The 23,931-nt window shown below is 48.8% G+C and carries 38 protein-coding genes, 1 rRNA gene, 2 pseudogenes and 1 riboswitch (1 of these 42 cut by a window edge); of the genes and pseudogenes, 21 read left to right on the top strand and 20 right to left on the bottom strand.

What is annotated here, in order from left to right; genetic code table 11:
• Positions 1-14: 14 nt before the first annotated feature.
• The gene (locus skT53_RS08625) at positions 15-989 is read left to right on the top strand and encodes an NAD(P)H-dependent flavin oxidoreductase (RefSeq protein WP_200760670.1); all 975 of its coding nucleotides are present in this window, start codon (positions 15-17) and stop codon (positions 987-989) included.
• 44 nt (positions 990-1,033) lie between these two features.
• Here the strand turns inward: skT53_RS08625 and skT53_RS08620 are convergent, their stop codons facing one another.
• Positions 1,034-2,152, bottom strand: coding sequence for a mandelate racemase/muconate lactonizing enzyme family protein (locus skT53_RS08620; protein WP_200760669.1), 1,119 nt, complete (start codon positions 2,150-2,152; stop codon positions 1,034-1,036).
• A 21-nt stretch (positions 2,153-2,173) separates the two neighbouring features.
• Positions 2,174-2,743: a M23 family metallopeptidase gene (locus tag skT53_RS08615; protein WP_200760668.1), complete on the bottom strand. Its 570-nt coding sequence runs from the start codon at positions 2,741-2,743 to the stop codon at positions 2,174-2,176.
• Between the two features lie 92 nt (positions 2,744-2,835).
• Here skT53_RS08615 and skT53_RS08610 point away from each other — a divergent pair, with 92 nt between their 5' ends.
• Entirely contained in the window at positions 2,836-4,290 is a 1,455-nt protein-coding gene (locus tag skT53_RS08610; RefSeq protein ID WP_200760667.1) for a hypothetical protein, read from the top strand.
• Positions 4,291-4,442: 152 nt separating this feature from the next.
• On the opposite strand, the gene skT53_RS08605 is transcribed toward skT53_RS08610, so the two are convergent.
• On the bottom strand, positions 4,443-5,165 hold the full coding sequence (locus tag skT53_RS08605) for a HoxN/HupN/NixA family nickel/cobalt transporter (RefSeq protein ID WP_200760666.1): 723 nt from the start codon (positions 5,163-5,165) through the stop codon (positions 4,443-4,445).
• Between the two features lie 244 nt (positions 5,166-5,409).
• A riboswitch (cobalamin riboswitch) is annotated at positions 5,410-5,589 on the bottom strand.
• Positions 5,590-5,869: 280 nt separating this feature from the next.
• Between skT53_RS08605 and tnpA the strand changes: the two are divergent.
• The 3 genes and pseudogenes from tnpA to skT53_RS08590 all read left to right on the top strand — a co-directional run.
• Positions 5,870-6,193: pseudogene (gene tnpA, locus skT53_RS08600) on the top strand (IS200/IS605 family transposase); the annotation flags it as partial.
• 7 nt (positions 6,194-6,200) lie between these two features.
• Positions 6,201-6,566: pseudogene (locus tag skT53_RS08595) on the top strand (RNA-guided endonuclease TnpB family protein); the annotation flags it as partial.
• A 133-nt stretch (positions 6,567-6,699) separates the two neighbouring features.
• Positions 6,700-6,855, top strand: a complete 156-nt coding sequence (locus tag skT53_RS08590; protein ID WP_200760665.1) for a hypothetical protein — start codon at positions 6,700-6,702, stop codon at positions 6,853-6,855.
• 105 nt (positions 6,856-6,960) lie between these two features.
• Here skT53_RS08590 and msrA read toward each other — a convergent pair whose 3' ends face one another.
• Positions 6,961-7,938: a peptide-methionine (S)-S-oxide reductase MsrA gene (gene msrA / locus skT53_RS08585; RefSeq protein ID WP_200760664.1), complete on the bottom strand. Its 978-nt coding sequence runs from the start codon at positions 7,936-7,938 to the stop codon at positions 6,961-6,963.
• Between the two features lie 66 nt (positions 7,939-8,004).
• Positions 8,005-8,958 (bottom strand): TIGR03571 family LLM class oxidoreductase, encoded by a 954-nt coding sequence (locus skT53_RS08580; RefSeq protein ID WP_200760663.1) that lies wholly within the window; start codon positions 8,956-8,958, stop codon positions 8,005-8,007.
• A gap of 312 nt (positions 8,959-9,270) precedes the next feature.
• Here skT53_RS08580 and skT53_RS19155 point away from each other — a divergent pair, with 312 nt between their 5' ends.
• Both skT53_RS19155 and skT53_RS08570 read left to right on the top strand, forming a co-directional pair.
• Positions 9,271-9,462 carry a YkvA family protein gene (locus skT53_RS19155; protein ID WP_404828960.1) on the top strand — a complete coding sequence of 64 codons (192 nt, stop codon included), beginning with the start codon at positions 9,271-9,273 and terminating at the stop codon, positions 9,460-9,462.
• 266 nt (positions 9,463-9,728) lie between these two features.
• A complete protein-coding gene (locus tag skT53_RS08570) occupies positions 9,729-9,965 on the top strand; it encodes a hypothetical protein (RefSeq protein ID WP_200760662.1) in 237 nt (78 codons plus the stop codon).
• A 360-nt stretch (positions 9,966-10,325) separates the two neighbouring features.
• Here the strand turns inward: skT53_RS08570 and skT53_RS08565 are convergent, their stop codons facing one another.
• From skT53_RS08565 to skT53_RS08555, 3 genes are read right to left on the bottom strand one after another with little or no spacing between them, the layout of a single operon-like run.
• Positions 10,326-10,652, bottom strand: a complete 327-nt coding sequence (locus tag skT53_RS08565) for a DUF1811 family protein (protein WP_200760661.1) — start codon at positions 10,650-10,652, stop codon at positions 10,326-10,328.
• Positions 10,653-10,671: 19 nt separating this feature from the next.
• Entirely contained in the window at positions 10,672-11,010 is a 339-nt protein-coding gene (locus skT53_RS08560; protein ID WP_200760660.1) for a histidine triad nucleotide-binding protein, read from the bottom strand.
• A gap of 27 nt (positions 11,011-11,037) precedes the next feature.
• On the bottom strand, positions 11,038-11,301 hold the full coding sequence (locus skT53_RS08555) for a YqkE family protein (protein WP_200760659.1): 264 nt from the start codon (positions 11,299-11,301) through the stop codon (positions 11,038-11,040).
• Positions 11,302-11,403: 102 nt separating this feature from the next.
• Between skT53_RS08555 and skT53_RS08550 the strand changes: the two genes are divergently transcribed.
• The gene (locus tag skT53_RS08550; protein WP_200760658.1) at positions 11,404-11,814 is read left to right on the top strand and encodes a hypothetical protein; all 411 of its coding nucleotides are present in this window, start codon (positions 11,404-11,406) and stop codon (positions 11,812-11,814) included.
• Between the two features lie 10 nt (positions 11,815-11,824).
• On the opposite strand, the gene skT53_RS08545 is transcribed toward skT53_RS08550, so the two are convergent.
• Positions 11,825-12,403: a hypothetical protein gene (locus tag skT53_RS08545; RefSeq protein ID WP_200760657.1), complete on the bottom strand. Its 579-nt coding sequence runs from the start codon at positions 12,401-12,403 to the stop codon at positions 11,825-11,827.
• Positions 12,404-12,530: 127 nt separating this feature from the next.
• On the opposite strand from skT53_RS08545, the gene mnmH reads away from it, so the two are divergent.
• Complete coding sequence (gene mnmH, locus skT53_RS08540; RefSeq protein WP_200760656.1) at positions 12,531-13,574, top strand: tRNA 2-selenouridine(34) synthase MnmH; 1,044 nt, start codon at positions 12,531-12,533, stop codon at positions 13,572-13,574.
• A 63-nt stretch (positions 13,575-13,637) separates the two neighbouring features.
• On the opposite strand, the gene skT53_RS08535 is transcribed toward mnmH, so the two are convergent.
• Entirely contained in the window at positions 13,638-13,955 is a 318-nt protein-coding gene (locus tag skT53_RS08535; protein ID WP_200760655.1) for a hypothetical protein, read from the bottom strand.
• Between the two features lie 191 nt (positions 13,956-14,146).
• On the opposite strand from skT53_RS08535, the gene skT53_RS08530 reads away from it, so the two are divergent.
• Together skT53_RS08530 and skT53_RS18850 are read left to right on the top strand one after the other, a co-directional pair.
• Positions 14,147-14,884 (top strand): class I SAM-dependent methyltransferase, encoded by a 738-nt coding sequence (locus tag skT53_RS08530; RefSeq protein ID WP_200760654.1) that lies wholly within the window; start codon positions 14,147-14,149, stop codon positions 14,882-14,884.
• Between the two features lie 122 nt (positions 14,885-15,006).
• On the top strand, positions 15,007-15,135 hold the full coding sequence (locus tag skT53_RS18850; protein ID WP_264176007.1) for a hypothetical protein: 129 nt from the start codon (positions 15,007-15,009) through the stop codon (positions 15,133-15,135).
• 124 nt (positions 15,136-15,259) lie between these two features.
• Here skT53_RS18850 and skT53_RS08525 read toward each other — a convergent pair whose 3' ends face one another.
• The gene (locus skT53_RS08525) at positions 15,260-15,505 is read right to left on the bottom strand and encodes a hypothetical protein (RefSeq protein ID WP_200760653.1); all 246 of its coding nucleotides are present in this window, start codon (positions 15,503-15,505) and stop codon (positions 15,260-15,262) included.
• A gap of 146 nt (positions 15,506-15,651) precedes the next feature.
• On the opposite strand from skT53_RS08525, the gene skT53_RS08520 reads away from it, so the two are divergent.
• Both skT53_RS08520 and skT53_RS08515 read left to right on the top strand, forming a co-directional pair.
• Positions 15,652-15,888 (top strand): hypothetical protein, encoded by a 237-nt coding sequence (locus skT53_RS08520; protein WP_200760652.1) that lies wholly within the window; start codon positions 15,652-15,654, stop codon positions 15,886-15,888.
• A gap of 102 nt (positions 15,889-15,990) precedes the next feature.
• Entirely contained in the window at positions 15,991-16,227 is a 237-nt protein-coding gene (locus skT53_RS08515) for a hypothetical protein (RefSeq protein WP_200760651.1), read from the top strand.
• Between the two features lie 101 nt (positions 16,228-16,328).
• On the opposite strand, the gene skT53_RS18845 is transcribed toward skT53_RS08515, so the two are convergent.
• The 4 genes from skT53_RS18845 to skT53_RS08500 all read right to left on the bottom strand — a co-directional run bounded on the left by skT53_RS18845 (position 16,329) and on the right by skT53_RS08500 (position 17,272).
• Complete coding sequence (locus tag skT53_RS18845) at positions 16,329-16,454, bottom strand: hypothetical protein (protein ID WP_264176006.1); 126 nt, start codon at positions 16,452-16,454, stop codon at positions 16,329-16,331.
• A gap of 92 nt (positions 16,455-16,546) precedes the next feature.
• Positions 16,547-16,747, bottom strand: coding sequence for a spore gernimation protein GerPD (locus skT53_RS08510; protein ID WP_200760650.1), 201 nt, complete (start codon positions 16,745-16,747; stop codon positions 16,547-16,549).
• Positions 16,731-17,045: a hypothetical protein gene (locus tag skT53_RS08505; RefSeq protein WP_200760649.1), complete on the bottom strand. Its 315-nt coding sequence runs from the start codon at positions 17,043-17,045 to the stop codon at positions 16,731-16,733. The genes skT53_RS08510 and skT53_RS08505 overlap by 17 nt, the downstream gene beginning before the upstream one ends.
• Positions 17,046-17,050: 5 nt before the next feature.
• Positions 17,051-17,272 carry a spore germination protein gene (locus skT53_RS08500; RefSeq protein WP_200760648.1) on the bottom strand — a complete coding sequence of 74 codons (222 nt, stop codon included), beginning with the start codon at positions 17,270-17,272 and terminating at the stop codon, positions 17,051-17,053.
• Between the two features lie 122 nt (positions 17,273-17,394).
• On the opposite strand from skT53_RS08500, the gene skT53_RS08495 reads away from it, so the two are divergent.
• Together skT53_RS08495 and skT53_RS08490 are read left to right on the top strand one after the other, a co-directional pair.
• A complete protein-coding gene (locus tag skT53_RS08495; RefSeq protein ID WP_200760647.1) occupies positions 17,395-17,613 on the top strand; it encodes a spore germination protein in 219 nt (72 codons plus the stop codon).
• 12 nt (positions 17,614-17,625) lie between these two features.
• A complete protein-coding gene (locus skT53_RS08490) occupies positions 17,626-17,931 on the top strand; it encodes a spore germination protein GerPB (RefSeq protein ID WP_200760646.1) in 306 nt (101 codons plus the stop codon).
• Here skT53_RS08490 and skT53_RS08485 read toward each other — a convergent pair.
• Positions 17,928-18,161: a hypothetical protein gene (locus skT53_RS08485; RefSeq protein WP_200760645.1), complete on the bottom strand. Its 234-nt coding sequence runs from the start codon at positions 18,159-18,161 to the stop codon at positions 17,928-17,930. The genes skT53_RS08490 and skT53_RS08485 overlap by 4 nt on opposite strands.
• Before the next feature lie 179 nt (positions 18,162-18,340).
• On the opposite strand from skT53_RS08485, the gene skT53_RS08480 reads away from it, so the two are divergent.
• Entirely contained in the window at positions 18,341-18,559 is a 219-nt protein-coding gene (locus skT53_RS08480) for a hypothetical protein (RefSeq protein WP_200761063.1), read from the top strand.
• Between the two features lie 15 nt (positions 18,560-18,574).
• On the opposite strand, the gene skT53_RS08475 is transcribed toward skT53_RS08480, so the two are convergent.
• The gene (locus skT53_RS08475; protein WP_200760644.1) at positions 18,575-18,979 is read right to left on the bottom strand and encodes a hypothetical protein; all 405 of its coding nucleotides are present in this window, start codon (positions 18,977-18,979) and stop codon (positions 18,575-18,577) included.
• Between the two features lie 89 nt (positions 18,980-19,068).
• Between skT53_RS08475 and skT53_RS08470 the strand changes: the two genes are divergently transcribed.
• The 3 genes from skT53_RS08470 (at position 19,069) to skT53_RS08460 (ending at position 20,167) form a co-directional block, all read left to right on the top strand.
• The gene (locus skT53_RS08470; RefSeq protein ID WP_200760643.1) at positions 19,069-19,614 is read left to right on the top strand and encodes an Hsp20/alpha crystallin family protein; all 546 of its coding nucleotides are present in this window, start codon (positions 19,069-19,071) and stop codon (positions 19,612-19,614) included.
• 92 nt (positions 19,615-19,706) lie between these two features.
• Complete coding sequence (locus skT53_RS08465) at positions 19,707-20,024, top strand: hypothetical protein (RefSeq protein ID WP_200760642.1); 318 nt, start codon at positions 19,707-19,709, stop codon at positions 20,022-20,024.
• Positions 20,021-20,167 carry a hypothetical protein gene (locus tag skT53_RS08460; RefSeq protein ID WP_200760641.1) on the top strand — a complete coding sequence of 49 codons (147 nt, stop codon included), beginning with the start codon at positions 20,021-20,023 and terminating at the stop codon, positions 20,165-20,167. Before skT53_RS08465 ends, skT53_RS08460 begins: the two co-directional genes overlap by 4 nt.
• Here the strand turns inward: skT53_RS08460 and skT53_RS08455 are convergent.
• The 3 genes from skT53_RS08455 to skT53_RS08445 form a co-directional block, all read right to left on the bottom strand.
• A complete protein-coding gene (locus skT53_RS08455; protein ID WP_200760640.1) occupies positions 20,164-20,613 on the bottom strand; it encodes a sporulation membrane protein YtrI in 450 nt (149 codons plus the stop codon). The genes skT53_RS08460 and skT53_RS08455 overlap by 4 nt on opposite strands.
• Positions 20,613-20,942 (bottom strand): YtrH family sporulation protein, encoded by a 330-nt coding sequence (locus skT53_RS08450; protein ID WP_200760639.1) that lies wholly within the window; start codon positions 20,940-20,942, stop codon positions 20,613-20,615. The genes skT53_RS08455 and skT53_RS08450 overlap by 1 nt, the downstream gene beginning before the upstream one ends.
• 67 nt (positions 20,943-21,009) lie before the next feature.
• Positions 21,010-21,231 carry a DUF1450 domain-containing protein gene (locus skT53_RS08445; RefSeq protein ID WP_200760638.1) on the bottom strand — a complete coding sequence of 74 codons (222 nt, stop codon included), beginning with the start codon at positions 21,229-21,231 and terminating at the stop codon, positions 21,010-21,012.
• 151 nt (positions 21,232-21,382) lie between these two features.
• Here skT53_RS08445 and skT53_RS08440 point away from each other — a divergent pair, with 151 nt between their 5' ends.
• Together skT53_RS08440 and skT53_RS08435 are read left to right on the top strand one after the other, a co-directional pair.
• Entirely contained in the window at positions 21,383-22,165 is a 783-nt protein-coding gene (locus tag skT53_RS08440) for an enoyl-CoA hydratase/isomerase family protein (RefSeq protein WP_200760637.1), read from the top strand.
• A 642-nt stretch (positions 22,166-22,807) separates the two neighbouring features.
• A 16S ribosomal RNA gene (locus skT53_RS08435) occupies positions 22,808-23,931 on the top strand (it continues 425 nt past the right edge of the window).

Raw genomic sequence — 23,931 nt, 5'->3', positions numbered from 1 at the left:
GGAGGGGAAGCAAATTGATCAAAACAAGAATGACAGAACTGCTTGGCATTGAATATCCGATTATGTGCGGCGGCATGTTTCTGGTGGGGCGTGCCGAACTGGCGGCTGCTGTTTCGGAGGCGGGCGGCTTGGGCACGATTACGTCGAAGACGCAGCCCACTGTGGAAGACTTGCGAAAAGAGATTCAAAAGGTGAAGTCACTGACGAAAAAACCGTTTGCTGTCAACCTGAACCTGTTCCCAAGCACAACCGAAACGCCGAATGACCAGTATATCGATGTGCTGTTGGAAGAGGGCGTGCGAATCGTGGAAACGAGCGGTCGCAGCCCGGAGCCAATTATTCAAAGATTGAAAGACAATAACGTGGTTGTGATTCATAAGGTGCCGGGTGCCCGATATGCAGCATCCGCCGAAAAAATCGGGGTAGATGCGGTTTGTGTGGTCGGCAACGAAACAGGCGGACACCCCGGTATGAGCGATGTGGGAACACTTGTGATGGTAGCTAAAGCGACAGAAAAGGTAAAAATACCGGTAATTGCCGGCGGCGGTTTTGCTGACGGACGGGGGTTATTGGCGGCGCTGGCTTTAGGGGCAGAAGGGATCATCATGGGAACCCGTTTCATGGCGACCAAAGAAGCTCCCATTCATCCGGACGTAAAACGTTGGATGGTCGAATCGGACGAAAACTCGACCATCGTCATTCAACGGGCGATCGGCTCTGCTTCTCGCGTGGCGTTGAACAACGTAAGCCGTAAAGTGGATGAACTGGAGAAAGAAGGAGCGACCTTGCAAGAGCTGCTGCCTTATATTTCCGGACAGCGCAGCAAGAAGGTGTATAACGAGGGCGATGTGAACGATGGCGGGATTTGGTCTTGCGGGCAATCGGTCGGCTTAATCCACGACGTTCCGTCTGTCAAACAGCTGATTGACGGGATTGTTCAGGAAGCGCAGCAGGCATTGCAGCGTACACAACAAAATTTTGGGATTTAAGTTTGATTCGTGTAACGAAAAGCGGTTGGGACGGATTCTCGCACTTATACGTATGTTCGGCCGTCCCAACGGTATTTTTCGAGGATGGACAAATCAAGTTCGATGCCAATGCCGATTCCTTGCGGCAGGGTTACATGACCGTTTTCCGGTTGTAAAGGAACGATCGATGTAAACGGATTTTCCATAACGTCCCATTCGACCGGCTCGATACTATCATCGTTCATTTTGCTCCAGGCGGGCAGACAAGCCTGCGCAAACAAGGTGTACAGGCGGCACAGTCCTCCGTCATAGGAGTGGGGGGAAACCCGCAGTCCGAAGTGGCGGGCCAACTGGAGCGATTCGCGAAAACCGTCGATCCCGTCCATATGCATCACGTCCGGATTGAGTATATCGATCGCGCGGGTCTCCAACAACGGCAGAAAATCGGCAACAGATTTCAGATTCTCTCCACCCGACACGGGAACTGACAGACTAGCGCGCAGCAACTTGTAATCTTGCACCTGGTTCATGGGAATCGGCTCTTCTATCCACAGCCAGTTCGACCATTCGGAAAACAGTCGCTCCCATTGTCGTGCAGTTGCTGCATCATAGCTTTGATTGGCATCCAGCGCCACTTGCAGTGTGCCGCCGAATTGACGCTGCAGCGCCAGGATATGTGATTGATCTTCGGCAAAAGAGCGGCCGCCTATTTTGACTTTGATTTGGTCGAATCCGTCTGCTGCCGCTTTTTCCACTAAATGAAGCGAACGATTGATCCAGTCGGGAGTATCGCTGTACGACTGGAAAGATGCATATAGAGGGATAGAGGACCGCCAACTCCCGCCCCACATTTCACAAATGGAAAAACCGGCCGATTTGGCGGCGATTTCCGTCAGCGCTTGACTTACGCCGGAAGCCGACCGCTGGTGCCACTTTTTGATGATCTTGACAAGCGACAGACGATCGGTTGCTTTTTTACCGATCAAAAATGGGATAATGCGCTCCCGAAACCCTTTTTCCAAAACGGGCAGCCAGTCGATCACTTCGCCCCATCCCTCGATGCCGGAACGGGTGGTGATGCGAATCAGGAAACAGGAACGGTATTTTTTATATCCGTTCGCGTCCCCGTAAGGATGGGTAAGACGGTACAGCAGAGGAAACGTGTCCACTTTTGCGATTTCCATAAAACAACTCCTTAGTGAGACCTAGCGAAGGTGAGGCAAAAAGTTCCACGGGTTTACGGTTATCATCGTATCCCCCTTGATACCGGTCGCAATTCCAAAGTGCAGGTGCGGACCGTCCGACTGACCGGCAGCGCCCACGCGTCCGATCTCTTGCCCTTTTTTCACAGCCTGTCCGGGCTTTACTTCAATATCCTTTCGGTACATATGGCCATAGATGGTCATCAGACCGTGCCGGTGTTTAATCACAATCCAGTTGCCAAACCCCTCTGCCGGACCGGCATACAACACGACACCATCTGCGGACGCATCGATTGGGTCGCCGTAATCGGCGGCCACGTCAATTCCGGTGTGAAATTCTTTCTGTCCGTTGATAAATCGCCATCCATAATCGGATGAAATTTCTTTTGTTACAGGAACAGGCCATGTAAACAAATCTGTTGGAATGGGAGTTCCATTGACCGCTGAGGATTTGCCATTTTCATGTGCCATCACGGCAGGCGCCAACGGCGCAGGAGGTGCCAAAACAGTATCGGGCACAACCAGAGCGGTCAGCAACAAAATGGACAGCAGTCCCAGCTTTTGCAGTTGCATGAAAAACCTCCAATTGACTCCTTTAAATAACAAACATCACCAGTATGTGACAGATTGGGGAATTTTATAAAATTGCACAGCAAAATTGACAGTTGATTCATGAATCGGGTGAACAGATGGAAGCGGTTGGAAGTCGAGTAGATTTGGGATTGTTGATGTTGCTTGCGCTTGTCTACATAACGTCCCAACTAACGGAATGGGTTTCGTTTCAGGTGGCGCTGGGAGTTCTTGTTGTTTTGGTAATCGTAAAATTTCTTACTGTTTCTCGCGGAATTACACTTTTTCTGAGTTTGCTTTTCCTGGTTTGCGGAGCAGCCATTTTGCTTCACTTGCATGTTCCGCTAATCACATGGTCGAAAGTGCTGTCTCTTAATGTGGCGATCGTTATGCTGTTTGTGTTTGCTCCGTTGTTTGGCATTCCAGTACGTTCCCGCAGGTATGCCGATGCCCTGCAGGAAATGTATCGCTCTCACATTCGGAAGAAAAATTCTTTTTTTCTGGGTACTCAACTGTTAACACACTTGTTGGGGGTTGTCCTGAATATCGGAACCGTTTCTGTCGTGTATGACCTGGCTTCTGTGAATCCAAGGGTTCGCTCGAAGCGACTTCTGGCAGCCGCGTTAAATCGTGGGTACACTACGTCGCTCTATTGGTCGCCCTATTTTGCCGCAATGGCGTTGGTTACTTCCAATTTGGGCGTTGCATGGGTGCAGCTGTTTCCCTATGCGATTGGATTTGTATGGATCAGCTTTACGGTCAGCTTTTTGATCGAGTGGGCAAACGCGAAGCGAACGGTTGGGGAGGAAGCGGTTGAAACTGAGCTGTTGTTTGATGACAGAAACGGCAGTGCGGTTGAAGAGTTGGCAACTGCGGCTCGTCCCGAAACGATGCGTCCACCTTCTCCTGTTTCGATGCGGCCGATAGGACATCTGGCTTTTTATTTGCTGTCCGCAACCGTTTTCGTACTGCTGCCAGAGACTTTTTTGTCGCTGCCGATCGTGATCATTATCTGTTTTGTATCGGTGTTATACCCGCTCATTTGGTGTCGATTGACCGGTTCGCTGGCAGACTACCGGGAAGGGTTGCATCGTCATGTACATGTTTCGCTGCCCGGTTTGCGGAAGGAGATCGTTCTGTTTTTGGCAGCCGGGTTTTTTAGCGGTGCGATTGGTCAGTCGCAGGTTGGGGATTATGTGCCGGAGCTGTTGGCGTTTTTTCACGGGGCTGCTGCCGTTTGGTTCTCTGTTTTCACTTTGTTGTTGGCGTTAATCACAGCACTCCTCGGTATCCACCCGATTATCCTGATGACGATTCTTATTTTGGGGGTGAATCCTGCCTCCATTGGCATGACGCCGCTACATTTTGCGCTGCTGTTATTGGGCAGCTGGGGGATTTCCAATACGATTTCGCCGGCTACGGCGGTCAACAATTTGCTATCCGTTTTCCTCCAGGTGGATGTGTTTCGGTTGTCGATCCGCTGGAATTTGGCGTATTCGCTCATCTTAAGCGCATTACTCCCTATCTATCTGTTTTTCTGCCAGGTGTGACATAACAAATCGAATCAGAAAAACGGGGCAAGCGCTCAAGGGGCATGATGTACAACTTGGCAACTTGTTGCCGTAGTTGTACAGATCCCCGCATGGGGGCAAGTACCCAAGGGGCACAAGTCACGCTTTGGCATCAAAGATGCCAAGTCGTGCTATGTTACATGTCCACCAATCAGGATACATCCAACGATCAGGCTGTATAACGAGGTGGCGCTGATTACGCCCGTAAACAGTTTGCTTTTCGCTCTTACCTTTAAGTATCCTAAAGTGGAGAAAAGAGCAATGATGGACGTGGAAAATATCAGTCCGATGACAAAAAACATTACAACGGTTAATCCGCCGAACAGATTGCCTAACCCGGCTGCTGTGGTAAACAGAATAATTTGTGTAGGAGTTTCCGCGCCAAATCCATGAATCATGCCAACGGCAAATGCCCCAATATTACTGACTTGTAGATTGATCTCCCGTCTTTTTACAGGAGTGCGCGTAATCTTGGCACAAATCCATTCATAAATCCGTATAGCTCCGATAAAGATAAGCTTCCAGCGACTCATGACCATATGCCTTTCATGTTTTCTAAATAACGATAGGAATAACCATATCCCTAAAGCAACCAGCGTGAATCCTACGAGTTTCTCCATCCAGAAATCTACCCATTCTGGTAAACCGCGTCCGAAAAAGATAGCCAGCGAACCGAGAATCAAAATAACCAATCCGTGCCCCAAGGAATACATGGCAGCCAGAAGCATCCCTCGTTTTGAACTTTTTTCGACTCCCACAAGATCGGTTATGGCCGCAATATGATCCCAGTCTACTCCATGTCTGATGCCAAGTAAGATGGCTAAACCAAAGCTCAGTAAAATATGCCAATCCATAGTAACACCTCTTTATAAAGAAAATTCGCCCAGCCAAAGGCTTTGGCGAGCCAAAGTTACACCCAACAAAGTGACAGGCACTTTGTTAGGGCCCCATCGCCCTTATGCCGATAGGATAAAATATGGATGTCTATCGACATAAAATAAAACCCTCAACAAATAACCTGTTGAGGGAAAATTCACCATACCAGATGTACGAAGTCATCCATGACTATGGATTATACACCACCTTTCCTCGAAGGTTTTTGGCTCATTCAATCAGGTAGGTCTCCTGACTTCCGCGTCATCGATTCTCCAAACCTTCCCTAGTTCAACTAAGTGGTATTTTATGGAGTCTCTCTTCGGTCACAGTAGCGGGACTGTATAGGAATTTCACCTATTTCCCTGTTATGCCTGAAAAGGCACCTGATTGCTTGTATTAAGTTGTAGACTACAATTATACCTTATTCTACATTCTACAATACGCAAAAGATTCCTGTAAATAGATGCCAGATTTGATTCAAAACGGTCATCTGACACAATCATAGTAACGAAAAGTTTTTGTTTGGCACGCTTGACTTCCAGTTTACTCTAACAGATACAATACGGGCATCTACCATTCTTTTTCGGAGGAGAGACGCCCATATTGAACCCACTCCTTTAGGGGTGGGCTGAAGCGCGTTGCCGTTCCATGATTAGACTGATATAATCATGGTATGGGATAGGAATATCGTCATTCAAAAACAACCGTATCGCTCATCCACTATCATTTTGTATTCAGTCCGAGATACCGACGAAGAGTTCTCGTTCGCCAGGTCGAATTGCGATTCAAGGAACTGGTGAGCGAGATTTGTGCGCAAAACGACTGGCTGATTCTCGGAATGGAAGTCATGCCGGATCATGTTCATTTGTATCTCCATTGTCTCCCCACGGATTCTCCATCTGGCATCATGGCGAAGATCAAGGGGGTCACATCCAGACGACTGCGAAGTGAATTCTCGCATCTAAGACATTTCCCCAGCTTATGGACACGTTCATTTTTTGTGAGTGCGCTATTGCCGCCAGAATTTTCTGCACAAGCTATCCACCCGGCTGATTCGCGAGAACCAAGTGATCAGCTTGGAAGATTTGCGAGTGCAGAACATGCAGCAAAATCACCGACTGGCGAAAAGCATCGCCGACGCCAGTTGGTCGGAATTCCGGCGGCAGTTGGAGTACAAAGCCGCATGGTACGGGCGGCAGGCGGTAATCGTTTCGCCCACATTCCCGTCGAGCCAGCTTTGCTCCCAATGCGGGCACCGCAATAGTGAGACCAAGGACTTGTCTGTCTGCGAATGGACATGCCCACAATTTGGCGCCACCCATAATCGGGATGTCAACGCCGCGAGAAACATCCTGCGCGAAGGCTTGCACCTTCCCAGCACGTCCGCCTATGCGGACTCAACCGTGGGACACACGGGGATCGCTTGGAGCCGCAAGGCGGAACTCCCAGGTATGGGAATGCTACCAAGAATCCCAGCTTTAGCCGTGTGGAGTGTCAAAGGGAGGAATCGAAATGGAGCAGCAATATTTTGTTGGGTGGGGGACATTGGCCCTAATTAACGCAGGTTTAGCCCAGTCTAAGAATAGAACCGGACTCAATTGGTTTTTGCTTTCTTTATTATTAGGTCCCCTGGCGACATTCATCTTACTGTTTGTTGAGAAGCGTTAACAAACCATTCAAAAAGCGGATTTCATCCTTGGTAAAATAGTCATCTGAGGTGAAGAGAAAACCGGACAAAAAAACTCCCTGCTGTTGATGCAAGGAGCTTTCCTGTCATGAACGTGTAAAAAAGTGCACGTACTCCCCATACCCTTCCTTCTCCAAATCTTCTTTCGGAATAAAACGGAGAGCGGCGGAGTTGATACAAAAACGCAGGCCATTCGGGCCGGGCCCGTCGTTAAATACATGGCCGAGGTGGGAGTCGGCCTGTTGGCTGCGCACTTCCATCCGCACCATGCCATGACTGGTATCCGTTCGTCCTTTGATGCTGGAACTGTGCAGCGGCTTGGTAAAACTGGGCCATCCGCAATCGGAATCAAACTTGTCCAAAGAACTGAACAGCGGCTCGCCCGAGACGATGTCCACGTAGATGCCCTCCTGTTTGTGGTTCCAAAACTCATTTTGGAAAGGAGGCTCCGTGGCATTTTCTTGCGTGACCGCGTACTGCATGGGTGTCAGCCGTTTGCGGAGTTCCTGCTCGTTTTTGCGCAGCGACCAATGCCGTTCGATAAAAGCGTCTCGCCCGGAACCCTGGCGGTATCTTTTGTAGTGAGCTGGATTTTTTTGGTGGAAATCCTGATGATACTCTTCCGCTGGGTAAAAAGGTCCAGCGGGTACGATTTCCGTCACAATCGGTTTATCAAATCGTCCGCTTTCGCTGAGTTCCTGTTTGGACTTCTCTGCAAGCCTTTTTTGTTCCTCGTTGTGGTAAAAAATAGCCGTACGGTACGACTCGCCCCGGTCATAAAACTGGCCCCCCGAATCGGTAGGGTCGATTTGCCGCCAGAAGAGGTCGAGCAGTTTGCGGTAAGGAAACACATCAGGATCAAAAGTGATCTGCACCGCTTCCGCATGCCCGGTAGTTTCGGAGCACACCTCTTCATAGGTGGGGTTTACCGTATGGCCGCCCGTGTAGCCGGACACGATTCCATAAATCCCTGGCAGTTCTTCAAATGGTGTGACCATGCACCAAAAGCATCCTCCGGCGAACGTCGCCAACTCACGACGTCCTGCGCTCTCTTTATCGCTCATCGAAACCGACCTCCTTTTCATGTTTCTTTGTTTATGCACAAATCCCACTTTTCCAATTGTAGCATTTTACTCATGCGCAGGAAAATGAGGCAAAACCTCTTCCGCAATCTCCTGCAGAACTTCCAGCGCAGGCCGCGTCGCTTCCTTCTGGGGAGCAATCACCACATGATTGATACCGGCGGATCGCATTTCTTCCAAATGTTCAAGCAGAAACTCTCGCCCGGTTGTGAAGCCAAAACGAATAGGGATCGGGTCTGCTTTCGGATCTTCTACCAGGTTGAGAAATAAAGGCTGACTAAACGGTTTGAACACGCCTGGCGCGTATTGCTCGACTTTCGTGCGAAACTCCTTGATTGCATGCGACTGCATGTACAGCGGACGCGCATAGTTCATCCACCCGTCACTGTGTTCGGCAATCCAGTCCATCGTTTGCTGCGCCTGTCCAACGACAAGGGTAGGAACGTAGGAGAGCGCCTGTGGAACCATTTCGCCGGGTGGTACTGTTCCGAGCGGAGAAGAGACACCCGTGTAAGGCTGTGTGGTGAGCCGCTTATAAAAATCGAACGCGTCACGAAATCGGGCGCTTCGTGTCTCGGGATCCAACCCGTATCCGGCGAAGTCAATCGGCCTGTCGCCGGAAGACATTCCCATCACAAATCGTCCGCCCGAAAGCTGGTCCAACGTGTTTGTCTCTTTGGCCAGGCGCAGTGGGTGCCGGTGGGTAAGCACAGTAGACGCGGTGGCCAGCGCGGTCCGTTTTGTCAGGCTCATCAAATACGTCAGGTACACGAAAGAGTCGTACTTATTCCGCACATCTCCAAAGTTTGGGTCCCACAACGACACATCCTGAACCCACAGGGCAGTAAACCCGCTCTCATCCGCCATTTTCGCGATTCGTTCCTGATCCTCCTGCAAAGCAGGGTCACCATCGAAAGCCTCAATTGACATAAAGACACCAAGGGTGAGTCGATCGGGGGCGTACATCCGACGAAATACCCTATTCTTCATTGCTTGAGTCATCCAAACATTCTCCTTTATAGCGTGACCTGGCACCTATGGTGCCTTGGCACGACTTATGCCCTCTGGGTATATAGCGTGACCTGGCACCTATGGTGCCTTGGCACGACTTATGCCTGAACTTCATTTTAGAGAGCGAACGCTAAAATGGAAGTAACGTGGCTCACAGAAGTGTCCACTTCGAATCCTTATAGAATGCCCAACTCCCTCACTAACGAAAAATTCCTCTATAAAAAAGGATTGGAAAAAGGTGATATCCGGAATACGGTCGGGCAGTAACGCATAGTAAAATGGGGGTGATTGTCTATACAAGGAGTGGGGGAATTCTTGTTTGGTAAATTAAAGGCGTGGGCGAAACAGTTAGAAAGGAAACTTTTTGTACTTTATTTGGCTTATAAGGATAATCGCACACCTTGGTTTGCAAAATTTTTCGCTGTCTGTGTTGTCGCTTATGCGTTTAGTCCGATTGATTTGATTCCCGACTTTATTCCCGTTTGGGGTCCCTGAATAATGCAATTATTGTACCGTTAAGTATCATGTTCGCTTTAAAAATAATTCCAAAACGGGTGATTGACGACTGCAAAGTTAAAGCTGACCAAACCGGTGGGAGCCATAAAAATACAAATGTATAAGATTTTGTGCTTTAAGCCACCTAAGGTCGTCCATCGTTTGCTTTCCTCAGTTTTGGGGATAAAAGTTAGCCATGAAGTGTAATATTACGGGCGAACAGTCTTGGTTTTGCATATTATACAAGGGACTTGGGGGGAGAACCAATGCCGGCATTATTTACATTCGGTTTTTTTAAAAACGATCAACTTACGCAAGGCAGTTCAGTCGGGTTTGGACAAAACGTATTTCAAAATCGGAACTCGACAAAACAAAACAACGGCAGCATTACGATTGGTGATGGAGTTAACTGGATAGGGTTCGGTATGAATTTAAATGGAGATCAAGACGCACAAGATATGACCACCTTTGATGCGCAAGACTTTGCCGGCCCACAAGTATAGGTAAATGAAAAATAGTTAAAGCGAGGAGAATAGGATGCTGGTCCCGGTAAGTTTGTGGTTTGGATTCGTTAAATCAAATACTATAACGCAAGGTGGATGTACGGGCCTGGGGATAAACATCATCCAAAATCGGAATTCGACCAAACAAAACAATGGCGCCTTGACGGTATCAGGAGGATTCACGGGTACCCGAATTTCACATCTTATCAATGCGGACTCTGATCTTTTCGATTTGCCCGCTTATGATGCGAATGACTTTACTGGACTACAAATTTAAACTCAAGCAGAAACCGGCTCTCAATCGTGGCCAAAAATCAGCCGTGAGAACCGGTTTATGGTTTTTGGAACGCTGTTACACCGTTACACAGGCGGCTCCTTCGTCAGCATCGCAATCGGGTAGGCCACGGGGAATGGGTTGTTGGATATTCGGCCGTGCGCCATGACACCGTCAATATGGGAAACGGTAAATACGCCGCCCGGTTCTCCTTCAATAAAAAATTGGCCCCCAATTTCAATCGATTGTGCATCCATCAGATAAGAAGCCGCCAGATACCAGCGAGTGCGAACAACCATCGCTTCGCTATAATCGCCCTCGTCAAACAATTGTTGCCCGCGTTCTTTCAGACGATCCATTTCTTCTTTCAATTCTTCCACAGTCATTTGACTCAGCATTTTTCCGCTCGCCATAGTTGCGGTCAACCTCTGTTTACGCTTTCCATTCGAGTTGGCGGCCACCAATCAAGTGATAGTGAATGTGAAAAACAGTTTGCTGTCCGTGCGTCCCAATGTTCGTAATGACGCGGAATCCGGATTCAGCCACACCCATTTCTTTGGCTACGTTTTGCAATCCCAAATGAATGTGCCCGATCAGTTCCTTGTCTTCCGGCTCAATTGCCATCAGAGACGAAATGTGTTTTTTCGGGATCGTCAGTATGTGCACCGGAGCGATTGGATTGATGTCGTGAAACGCTACCACGTGCTCGTCCTCGTACACTTTTTTGGAAGGGATTTCTCCCTTTACAATTTTGCAAAAAATGCAATCCATCTGATATCACCTATCCTATGTAATGAATTATTTATATTTGCGCCAATCTTGGTTGCTGTTTTTGAGAAGATATTCAAAATCGTTTTCCAGTCGCTTTTGTTCCGCCTTGCGGGCAGCTTCTTCCTGCAGCCGTTTTTCCGCTTGACGTCTGTCTTCTTCTGCCTGCAGTTCCGCCTGTTGGCTTTTTAATTTGGCAAGCGTTTCTTCGTTCAGCAGATCCTTGAGGGTAGCAGGTTTATCGGTTGTTTGCGGCTTTGGCTGATAGGCTTGCGGCCGATTTTTCTTTGCCACAAATGTCACCTCGGTACGGTTGATTTCTGTCAGTCATTGCTATTATAGCACTATGCCGGTGGGTATTCTATAATGGAAAGGATTGGCACAGGAGGGATTGGTATGTTGGTATACCCGAAACAGTTGAAGCATGAAGAAGACCAGTTGGTGATCCAGATTCCCGATGCGGCAGCCATTATCGAAAAATGGCTGGGCCTTGGGGCGGAGTACAAAGAACTGTCGATCCGTTGGGCGGCAGGCCGTGACGGGACAGGCCCGCTTGTGATAATGGGGGTGCGCCACGAAGGACGGGGATTTGACATCGCGTTTCGGAAAGAATGGTGGGATGATTTGACGGATGGGGAGGAGACGCTCGTCATTCGTTATGGTGAAGATATGGAGGATGAGGACAAACAGGTGAAAGTGACGATTCCCGCCGAGTCATTCGAAGATTTTACCGAGTTCTGTCGGCAACAGGCGGCTGAGTATCCGGATCGAATGATACTGGCGGAAATCGCACGTTTTTTTGAGTAGAATAATCCGTTTAACGGTTTTCTTTCTCTTTCAGTTGTTCCATTGGTTGGTCGAGGTCGGGGGAATCGGTGTTTGTTGTAGGTGAAACATGAATCGGGTTCTCTCTGCAAGGTTCTTTCACCGGAGTGGTTGTTGAGTGACCATTAAACAGTGTTTCGGTTACACCATCCAACTTATCCATTACTTTGCCGAATCCATATCCAACGAGAAAGGCGAGGCCGATCGACGGGGCTATTGAATCGGAAATTTGCAGAAACAACAGTCCGCTTTTTAGCAAAAGAACAAACATAACGGCTGTTCCGGCGCTCATAATTGGACGCAGTCCATACCAGATCCACCATTTGCGGATATTTAACAGCCCTTGGATATTATGCCAATAGAACAGCCGCAGACAATATAACGTTCCTCCAATTGCTCCGGAAAAGGCGTAACAGAAGTAATTTTTCAATGTATATATGTCGGGCAATCCGCGAAGCTGGTAATCGAACACCCCGATCCGCAGCAAGAGAATCAATAAGAAACTGCCAATAAACGCCGAAAGCAGGTACAGAAGTACAGCGGCTTTCAGCAAACGTTCGGATGAAAACAACTTGGGACCTCCTTTCGGGGATGTACTATAAGATATGAAAATGGGGGACAAGGCGTACCAGTCTGATGTTGGAATTTGTCGTTATTTCGGTATAATGGGGAAAAGACACATAAAGGGATGAATGGCATTGTCGCGAGATGTCAAGTATGAAGATATTGAACGAAGACAGGGGATCACCCTGATTGATGTGCGTTCGGAAGGTGAGTACCAGGAGTCGCACATTCCGGGTGCTGTAAACATACCACTCTTGAATAATGAAGAACGGGCCCGCGTAGGAACCGTTTATAAGCAGGTTGGCCAGGGGCAGGCAAAAGAGTTGGGTTTGCAAATTGTGTCCAGCAAACTTCCTGATCTGGTCAAACAGATTCAGCAAGCGGCCGTTGATACGCAGCCTGTGGTTTATTGTTGGCGGGGTGGCATGCGCAGCAAAAGCGTTGCAACGGTTCTTGACCTGTTGGGAATCCCAGCCCTGCGTTTGGAAGGTGGCTATCGCGCGTATCGGGAGACAGTGACGGAACGGTTGGCCCATTTTCAACTGAGCGCAAGGTGTGTGGTGATCCACGGCATGACCGGCACCGGGAAAACGGAATTGTTGAAACGTTTGGCGGATGATGGGGAACCTGTCGTCGATCTGGAGGGAATGGCGGGGCATAAAGGTTCCGCTTTCGGCTCTATTGGGGAACACCCACGCAATCAGCGCATGTTTGACTCTTTGCTATTGGACAGGCTTGAAGAATTGAAGGGCGCGCCCTATCTGATTATCGAAGCGGAAAGCAAGCGGATTGGCCGTGTCAATATGCCTGATTTTTTGGTTGAGGCAAAAGAAGCGGGGCTGCATATTCTGCTGGAAGCGCCTTTGTCTGTTCGGGTAGAGAGGACGCTTGACCAGTATGTGGTCGACGATCCGGACTTTCATGAAAAAGTAACACATGCTCTGCAATCGATTGAAAAAAAGTTGCCGCCGGATGACCGTAAATTCGCTTGGCAGTACATTGAAGAGTATCGGTACGATCAGTTGGCCGAAATCCTCCTTGTGAAATATTACGATCCGCGCTATGCTCATTCGATGCAGCAGTATCACGGTCCGTTTCAGCGGATAGATGCAACCGATCTGGAAATCTGCAAGGAAGAGGTCAAGCAGATCATCCATAACCAATTGATAACGGTTTAAAAAGACCGACGAATGAAGCCAGATGAGGCCTTTCGTTGGTCTTTTTTCCTGTAACTGATTTTTTTACCACAAGAAGAACGGCGCCAGCGCCAATAATGTGAAAAATGGGAGAAAGAACAAAGGGGCAAAAGGTCTGTAATACCCATACCCATAGTAAGGGTAATACACCTGTTCGAAGTCCGTTTTGTCAGGTTGGTCGGCTGTAACCGCATTTTGTTCCGCCGCGCTTCCGTTTACCGGAACTCCTCTTTGCGGCAGCGGCTGCAGCCAAATACCGTCACGGGTTACTCTGTGCACAATTCCGTAATATCTTCCCGATTGGCAATGTGCTATAACCGGCTGCCCGATAAACTGCCGGGCGTGTTCATACGTGACCGCCATGCGAATCCTCCTTTGGTATCGTTTGCTATCATTCTACGAACGGACAAATGTCCAAGCGTTCCGCTAGTGCTGATTTTTTGAGGAATCGGCAAAGATAGGCGTTTTGCCTTAGGCGTCTGACCGTAACGGGCATTTGTGCTTTTGAATGTATTAGAAAAAAGGGCGACGGATAGCGAGAGGGGAGAGCGGATATGGATTATCAGGATTTATTAGCCAAACAGGGAGTCGGCAGTGCGCATCCAGGTGGATTTGCCGCAACAATCGATTTTTTGAAAGATGTTTCTTTTTTACCTGGCAGCAAGATTTTGGAGGTGGGCTGCGGAACGGGCAGAACCGCCTGCTATTTGGCAGGTCAAGGGTATGATGTGACGGCGTTGGATATTCGTCCGGCGATGCTTCGGAAAGCGAGATTTCGGGCGCAGCGCCAGCGGGTGTTTGTACGATGGGTGGAAGGAGATGCCTGCGACCTGCCGTTTCCGGCCAATCAGTTCGATATCCTTTTGCTTGAATCGGTTACGGTGTTTGTGGATGCCAAACGGGCTCTCCCCGAATATCGACGTGTATTGCGACCGGGCGGCCGGCTCTATGACCGAGAGATGATGGCCAACAAATTGTTGCCCCGTCCGGTCAAACGGGCCATTTCGGAATTGTACGGAGTCAAGCAGGTTCCGACGCAAAAGGAGTGGCTCAAATTGCTCGTAAATGCGGATTTTGAAACCACGGGTGTATGGAAACCGGTTGCGGTACCGGGCGATTTTGTAAAAGCCGGGAGTTTTGATTACCCGGATCCTTTTCAACAGGTGGACGAAGATGTGTATCGAGATCCTGACGTGAAAAAAATGTTTGAACGCAATCTGCGACTTATGTCCCGTTGTGCGAAGTATCTTTCTTATGGGGTGCTGCTGGGCAGGAAAAACGGACGGTCTTGATGTGCAATGCGGATAAAATGGGTTATTTTACTGTAGGTTATTGTCCGTTTCGAGTGACTTGCAGACCGCATTAACTAGAACTGTGGATGGTTTTTCATAACACCCTAAGGAGGTTATAAACAATGTACGGCACGTTTGGTTATTACACGCAATGGGCAGTTGTATTCTTGATCATTTTTGTATTGTTCTTCCTGTTGGTTCCGTATGGGGCAGGGGCTGCGACAGTTTGCAAAACGGTCCCAGTCTATTGATCAAATTTTGCAAAAGGCCGAAGACATCTTCGGTCTTTTGCCTTATATGAGGCTGCTCTGACTATGGGAAAAGTTTGTCTTACATATTCGCTGCTCGTAAACCGAGTGTGAAATGTCCGTTTATCTAAAGTGCCGAAGCGTTAACAATGTTGTCTCCTCCCCATTCGGGAGTGTCCATGTGATCCGGATCATAATTGACTTGCGTTCCGACTGGCATATATACATTACCGTCTGTTGTTGTTGTCGGCCCAGTGTTTGATTTGCTGTTGTTGCGGTTGGAGACGCCGCTTTTGCCGATCGCAATGGTACTTGCCGTTGTCATCGAGATCACTTTGATCGTTCCGATATTGATCGTGATCGATACGTTCATCCGACAACCTCCTCCCCATGAATGTGATCCGTTCGTTTCGATATAGGCTCATGTCATTCTATGTGGGAGTCCGTCAATCGGTTCACCGACACAGAACCGCCGATTGAAGTATACAATATGGGGAATGGTGAAAGGGGAGATCTGGAATGGATGTAAGGGTTCGAATCGGCGGGATTATGGTCAACCGCTGTTCGCAAGATGCCACGGTTGCTACAGGGGTTAATTTTGTAACGAACAGTTCGATTCGCAAGATAAACGAAGGGACCCTCTGTACAAACGGCAAGATCGCATGGATGCCCGGCATTGTCAAGGCAAATTTCGACCCTGACTGGGTGGATACGCCTGCGTTTCAGATGGATAATTTCTTACTGGGGCCGTTTTAACAATCATGTAAACGTGTATACAGACTTATCGAATTAACGAATATCCATACACCAAACCTTACAGGAGGACAAGGGTAATCAAAGGGTACAAGGAGGATCGCCATGGCGGTCGGAATTTGGTTAGGGTTCCTCACATCCAACACTGTGGCACAAGGCGCGTCCATCGCACTGGGCGTCAATATTGTCCAAAACACCAACAAATCTAAATTGAACAATGGAAATACTGTTTACGCGGACAGTATCGTATGTCTGCCGGTCATCACCTATTTCATTATGGATTTGGATGCGATTGATACTTTAAGTTTTGACAACAATAATTTTAGCAGTCTGCAAGTGTAACCCCATATGAGAAAAAGGCCCGGTTTTGATTAACCGGGTTTGCTTTTTATACAAATAGAGACCCGCATCAACGGATCTCTGGCGCATGTGAAATTTTGCTCTCAGTAAACCGGTTGCGTCGTGCAAACGGTGGTAGTGGTCGGTACCAGCAGAATAAACAGTACAAAGATAATCAAGAACACGACTGCCCACCGGGTATAGCCTCCGAAAACCCCGTATCCGTCCATGAAAATTCCTCCTTTGTGATTGTTCACTTCAGTAAATGCGCAGGGTGGAGGAGAAGAAACGGACATCTGTCTATTTTTGTGGAACAACCTATTTACCCGACAGGGCCGCCGCCAGGAGCCACGACTGGAGCCAAAAGCGGCCCTATAACGCCGCGAGAAGTAGCAATGGCGGTGGGGGTGATTGTCTCGGCATCGCCTAATATGACAACCGCCGAGTTGGAAACCGCGTTTATTTTGATATAACCGACTTGAATGTCGCCGTTTTGTACCTGCATGTTAATCTGGACGGCCATTTTTGCTCTCCTCTTCGATCTCTTTTAAAATCTGGTCATACCATTGATCGTTCAGCAGATTATCATCCGAAATTTGATGATCCGTCTGGTTGTTATAGTGAAGTCGGGTGGCGGAATGGATGTGACGGGCACGCGTGATAAAACTGGCTGCACCGCGCGATCCCCCGGCAGTGAAAGATTGATAAAACGGTTCCACGAGTCGGGTGTCTCCCACTTGCAGTACTCCTGACAGCAAAATCAGCGTCACTTTCATTCCCTGCACTTGAGTAATCTTTGGACGGTCTCTTAAAAGCGGCATCTTTTTTATTTCACTCCCCAAACATCCGTATCGACAAAGTCAGGGTCGTTTGTGTTGGTGTTGCTGAACAATGTGAATGTGCTCGCTCCATCACCGGTTGAGAAGGTACCCGAACCGGTATACAGTTTCCCCGTTTCTTTGGGGGCAATGACAGCCGTATCTCCTACCTGAAATACTCCCGCAGTGGAAACGGTTATGATGCGAATTCCGCCTAGAAGTGCTGGCATGGATATATTCCGCCTTTCGTTTTTTGGTTTATCATATGAAATCGCTTGCCAATCGGTACAAAAGCGGAGACTGTTACGTACACTAGAATAAAAACACGATTGAGCCCCAAGGAGGAATTTAAATGCCAGCAATCCTTGGCGCCCTAAAAGTGATCAGCGTGGGGAGCAGCGGTGTGGTTCATGTAGGAGATGTTCTCATCATAGCGCCAAAAGCGGCGTCTAAAACGTATGCCGGTTCCGGTTCGTTTAACACGGGGGATTTTCCGTCCACGTACAATGTGGTCAGTTCCACGAACACGAACGACCAGGATTTGGTGGATGCCAATGTGGCCGGTTTGTAGTGAGGGAATGAAATGAAAATCGTTCAGAACATTCATATCGGTCATTTGACAATTAATACGGTTGGGACCGCATCTGTTGTACAAATCGGAAGCAGCGGACTGATTCGAATGTATGCCGAATCGTATGATATTACGGAGGCGCCTCCCGTGCTGCCTGCGCCAGTTGTGCCGACTTTGCCTGCGGTTGAGGGGCCTGTTCCAACCGCTCCTTCTCCAGCCGATGTGATCGTACAGGTTCCGGAAGGAATGGCAACGGAAGAAACGCCGCCAAACGGAAACTTTTTTACCTCTCCACCTGCATCGGGACCTGTTTTTTAGAATTCGTTTTGGCCCCATGTGTCGTCCAAACAAGCGGAATACCGACGGGCAGCTTCAAAATAGCGTTCTTGTGCGGCCTGGCAGGAGGGTGAATCGTCTCCGTACATTCGACATACCATTGCCCGTTCCCAGGCCAAACGGCAGGTGTTTTTCCAGGTTTGGTAGCAGGGATCAAATTTTCCTAATGGTGGTGCGGGAAGCAGGGTGTAAAACGGATCATCGTATGCCATCACATCCCTCTTTTCCATCGCAGAACTTCGTTTACTTACTATATGCGATGAGGGAGAATTCCACGAATCCCTGTTTTCCGCTTTACCGCCGTTTCGATTTCGGGAACGGGAACATAAAGTGAAGCAATAACAGGGACGATGACAGAGGGGAAAAGTCCATATCAAGAGGAGGAGGGCGAATGAAGAACCGGGCGCAGCGATTCTCTAATTTGGCGCGTTGGATGATTGTATTTTTGGTTATTTTCGTTCTTCTCATGCTGTTTCTTTCAGGAGGCGTCGGAACGGCCGGTCTGTTTGGGTTGTATACCCCATGGGTGGTTGCGTTTCTGATCATCTATATTCTGCTGATGCTGTTTGTAAATGGATTCTTTTCCAAAATCAAAAAATCGCGCGTTTGACAGACGGCCTCCTGATTAGGAGGTCGTTATGTTGTGAGCATGCATTTCTTCGGCAATCTGGGTCAGTGTCTGAATCAATCGGGAATAGATGGGTTTGACCGACGGGTAGAGGCGAATCAGCCGAACCAGATAGTCGGACAGTTCCTTTACTTCATGAAGCGTCAGGTATTCGAGATGGCGTACTTCAAAAGAGAGTTGCGAAAAAAGAGTGAATCCGGAACGCAGGATCGCATGTTCCAGCTTGGAGGCTGCTGTGGCAAAATCGGTGAAGACCCGTTTTCGGCCGCTTAAATACGCTGCCCTCTGTGTGCTGGAAGCGGTAATTTCTTTGGGAACAGCGGGGAGCGAAGCAATCACGGTCTCATTCCAACGCTGCAGGTTTCGTGTACGATGCAGCAATTGCGTAATCGCGAAAAACATGCAGGCGCCTCCTTTCGGTTTTTCTGCAGTGTATTCATTTATCACAACAAGATGTTCGCCTGCATACTGTAATGCAGGGAGTGATGCCTATGAATACAAATCCGATGGATTCGTTGCGTCAATTGGGACAACTGGGAGAACAGTTCCAAAAAATGTTCGGCGAGGATTTCCTGAAAACTGTAATGGGTTCGCAAAACGGCAACATGCCCAATCTTGGCAACCTGTTTGACGGAAACCCTCTGATGCCGAATGCAGGGTTTCCGATGCAAAACATGTTTAACGGGATGTCTTCCGGCTACCCGCGCGTCGATCTGTACCAGTCCAAAAACGAATTGGTGGCCGTAATTGAGGCGCCCGGTATAGAAAAAAGCTCCGATGTCAAAATCGCTGTGGAATCGAATCGCCTTCATATAAAAGGAAACCAAGGCAACCGATATCCCGGGGTGGCACGGGACCAATTTTTGATGTCGGAACGGCAAAGTTCGTTTGAACGGGAGATTCAGCTGCCCGTTCGTGTACTTCCGAACAAAGTAAGAGCCGCCTATCGACAGGGTATATTGGAAGTTCGCATGATCAAAGATACAGATCAAAATGCCGATTTGAAAGACAATACGATTCCGATCGATTTCGAATAGATGGGGGGTGAACGGCCATCTATCCGGCGTGGTACGAAGAAATTCTAAGTCTTCAAAAAAGGCTCGAAACGATCGAAGAGGAACTAAAAAAATTGCAGCAATCCGGCAAGTCCGGTTCGATCGAATATTATATTGAAAATCTGACAGTGGAAAGCATTCAAAACGGGATTTTGGATTTGGGGGTTCATATGGGAGACGAAATGGATACTCGCATACAAACAAGCGGTGATCAAGCGGGAGGTGGCGGGGAAGGCCGTAAATCAATCAAGCAACGCCTCCAGCAGGTAGAGCAAAATATGCAGGAGGTGAGAGACAGTCTGCAAAATTTGGAACAGCGCTGGCGCGACATTGAGGCGCAGCTCCAATCGTTTGAGCAGCGTGTGCGTTATTTGGAGGTATTGCATCTGTGAATGTGACATACCAGATTGGAACCCTGCATATCGGTTCGCTTACGAACCAGAGTTCATTGACGATCGGAGTCATGCAGCATTCGCCTGGCTTGGCGGACGATGACGAAGCAGAGTGGGAAGATACGGATCGGGAGGGGGATTAAGTAGGAGCCGCTTGCTTGATCCCCTCTATCCACATATGGATGGTTTCGTCAATGACGAGGATTTGGACTTTTAGTTGATAGGACTGGTTTTCAATGGTAAAAAAACGGCCGTCTACAAGTCCGATGACCAGTTGGGGGTTCGCTTTCAAACTGTTTAAGTCCCTGTCTAACAGAATACGCAGATGATCTTTCGCATACTTTGTGATGGCCAGCTTGGTAAACTCATCGGGTGCTGTTACGGTGACCTCAATTTTATGAACTTTGCTCTGTTTCTGTTTGTCTAACAAACTTTTTTTCAAAGTATCGACTTCTTCTTGCAGTTGGTTGTTCTCCGCGCGCAGTTTCCCCATTTGCAGATAAAGAAGATCCATGTCATGACCCTTCACGGCAACAATCAGTGTGGCCCCGCACAGCATTCCGACCAGAAACAATGCCAAGCGCTCCATTAGATACCCCGTTCGGAAGCGATCCATTTTACCAAATAAAATCCTACCTGACAGCCGAGGAAGGCAGCAATCAGATAGGCAAACTGTTTGACGACCGGGTTGAATTTCAGGTACCAGACGCCGTCGCCGATGATTTTGATTGCGTCCATCGAACCGCCTAGGGCGGCCACCAATGCCCATATTTTTAATTGGTCGGCAAGATCCAGCATGGTTTTCATAGGCGGATGATGAGTCAACATCGCCCCCACTGCTCCTACCAGTGAACCGCCGATTACAAGTCCGAGCGCTACAAAAAAATCAAGCACAATCGTTGAGAAAAAGCGATCCATTGCGATTCCCCCTCGTCACAACATATGACAAGCCGGTTCATAAAATAACCGCAGGTTTAGGGGGATTTTAGGGGGGTGTTGAATCCGCGATGTGTTTCAGTTTTTGCAGCAGGTGTTGAGGTGTATAGGCTTCCAGCAATTCGCCGTCTACATAAGTGAAAAACGTGAGATAACAGGCATTGCAGTGGTCAAGACAGGAATAAACGACAATTTCCGCGTCTGGCAACATCGCTCGGATGTCCGGAATCCACATTCGTGTTTCATTGGTTTCACAAATTTCAATGACCATCATGTCGCCTCCTTCTCCCAAATTTCTTTTTGCAGAGCTTTCTTCTTTATAAATTCATCTTCTCGAAAGAATTTTGAAGTGTCAAACAGGATCGTTTTATTTTCAGAAAATTTCCGCTATAATGAAAACGTATTCAGAGGGGGGGATCACAATGAAGAGGCAAGATTTGATTGCAAAGCAAGATGGGAATGTATTATGCCTTACGTTGAATCGTCCGGAATCTTTAAATGCGTTCAGTCCGGATATGATGGAAGGCATGTTGGAAGCGGTGGAATATGCAAGAAAAAATGAAGGGGTGCGAGCGGTTTTATTGTCCGGTGCAGGACGTGCTTTCAGTGCGGGCGGCGATGTGAAAGGAATGGGCCAAGGGAGCACGCCGCTGCTTACATATGATCATGTTGGGCGTTTAAATCGACTGGTGACAGCCATGAGCGAACTGGAAGTGCCGATTGTAGCGGCGGTTCATGGGTATGCGGCAGGAGCGGGAGTTTGTTTGGCGCTGGCCTGTGACAACATTTTAGCGGCGGAAGACAGCAAATTTGTGCTCAGTTTCTCGAAGGTAGGTCTTATAGCGGACGGCGGAGGCCTATTTTTCCTGCCCCGTACGATCGGATTGTATCGGGCGAAAGAACTGCTTTTCAATGCGGAACCGATTGATGCCCAGACCGCATTGAATTGGGGAATGGTCAATCGATTGTATCCTGCCAACCGATTGATGGAAGAGGCGCTGAGTTATGCACAAAAATTAGCGAATGGCCCCAGCCGTTCGATCGGAATGATTAAGAAAATCGCAAACAAATCGTTGATGGCTGATTTGGCGGCGATTTTGGAAACGGAACGGATGACGCAAGCCATGATTCGTACAACGGAAGATCATAAAGAAGGTGTGCAGGCGTTTATTGAAAAGAGATCGCCTAATTTCAAAGGGAGATAGTCTGCTTTCGGAAACAGCCTATTTTAGAAAGGAAAAACTATTTTTATTGAAGATATGTGTTGTTCGTCGTTCTCCGTTTTGGTTCTCCGTTTTATAGATGCGAAAATTGGATGGGGTACGCGGGAATTTCACGCGGCCCCTCTTGAGCTTAGTTTTAGTAGGATGCCCGGGTCACTTTTTGATTATGCTGCCTCTTTAAAGTGATAAGAAATAAGGAGAAATCCAGAGATTGAATTGTATGCGTGCATCTAAAGCCAAGATTTTGTTTCGCTTTGTTTTGCAAAAACGATTGATCCAAACTGTCGATCATGATACTATATCCCTTGTCGCCGTGAGCGAGCGGCACGAAAAAAGATAAAAACTTCCACTTGTTTTGGGCGTTTGAATCTGTTAAGATCATGTTTGTCGCTGCTTTTGGGAAGCACAACGAGTCGTTCTTTGTACCCAAAGGGCACAAGCACCCGAGGGGCACAAGCAACGCTAAGCCACCAAAGGTGGCAGTCGTTCTTTGAAAACTGAATCGTGTAGGGAGCCAGATGGATTCTTAAGGAAATCCCGATTCCTGCGGAACGGGATCCATTCACAGAGGTGGCTCCGCTAAGAGCGCCAACGTCCTGTTGGCAACGCGGAGTATATCATCCATGATATAAGAGTTTGATCCTGGCTCAGGACGAACGCTGGCGGCGTGCCTAATACATGCAAGTCGCGCGGGCGGAAAGAGAGCTTGCTCTCTGGAAGCCAGCGGCGGACGGGTGAGTAACACGTGGGTAACCTGCCTGACAGACTGGGATAACGCCTGGAAACGGGTGCTAATACCGGATAATCAGCCTTTAGGCATCTAAGGGTTGTAAAAGGTGCTACGGCATCACTGACAGATGGGCCCGCGGCGCATTAGCTAGTTGGTGGGGTAACGGCTCACCAAGGCGACGATGCGTAGCCGACCTGAGAGGGTGAACGGCCACACTGGGACTGAGACACGGCCCAGACTCCTACGGGAGGCAGCAGTAGGGAATCTTCCACAATGGGCGCAAGCCTGATGGAGCAACGCCGCGTGAGTGAAGAAGGCCTTCGGGTTGTAAAACTCTGTCTTTGGGGACGAATGGCTGAGAGAGGGAATGCTCATGGCGTGACGGTACCCAAGGAGGAAGCCACGGCTAACTACGTGCCAGCAGCCGCGGTAATACGTAGGTGGCAAGCGTTGTCCGGAATTACTGGGCGTAAAGCGCGCGCAGGCGGCCATTTAAGTCTGGGGTGAAAGCCCGGGGCTCAACCCCGGGATGGCCCTGGATACTGGATGGCTTGAGGATCGGAGAGGCAAGGGGAATTCCACGTGTAGCGGTGAAATGCGTAGAGATGTGGAGGAACACCAGTGGCGAAGGCGCCTTGCTGGCCGATAACTGACGCTGAGGCGCGAAAGCGTGGGGAGCAAACAGGATTAGATACCCTGGTAGTCCACGCCGTAAACGATGAGTGCTAGGTGTTGGTGGGGTCCACCCATCAGTGCCGAAGTCAACACAGTAAGCACTCCGCCTGGGGAGTACGGTCGCAAGACTGAAACTCAAAGGAATTGACGGGGGCCCGCACAAGCAGTGGAGCATGTGGTTTAATTCGAAGCAACGCGAAGAACCTTACCAGGGCTTGACATCCCGCTGACCGGTTTAGAGATAGACCTTCCCTTCGGGGCAGCGGAGACAGGTGGTGCATGGTTGTCGTCAGCTCGTGTCGTGAGATGTTGGGTTAAGTCCCGCAACGAGCGCAACCCTTGA

It is taken from the genome of Effusibacillus dendaii, assembly GCF_015097055.1.
GTDB classification, from domain to species: Bacteria; Bacillota; Bacilli; order Tumebacillales; family Effusibacillaceae; genus Effusibacillus; species Effusibacillus dendaii.
The sequence above is the reverse complement of the archived record's forward strand: the minus strand, read 5'-3'. Positions and strand labels throughout refer to the sequence as shown.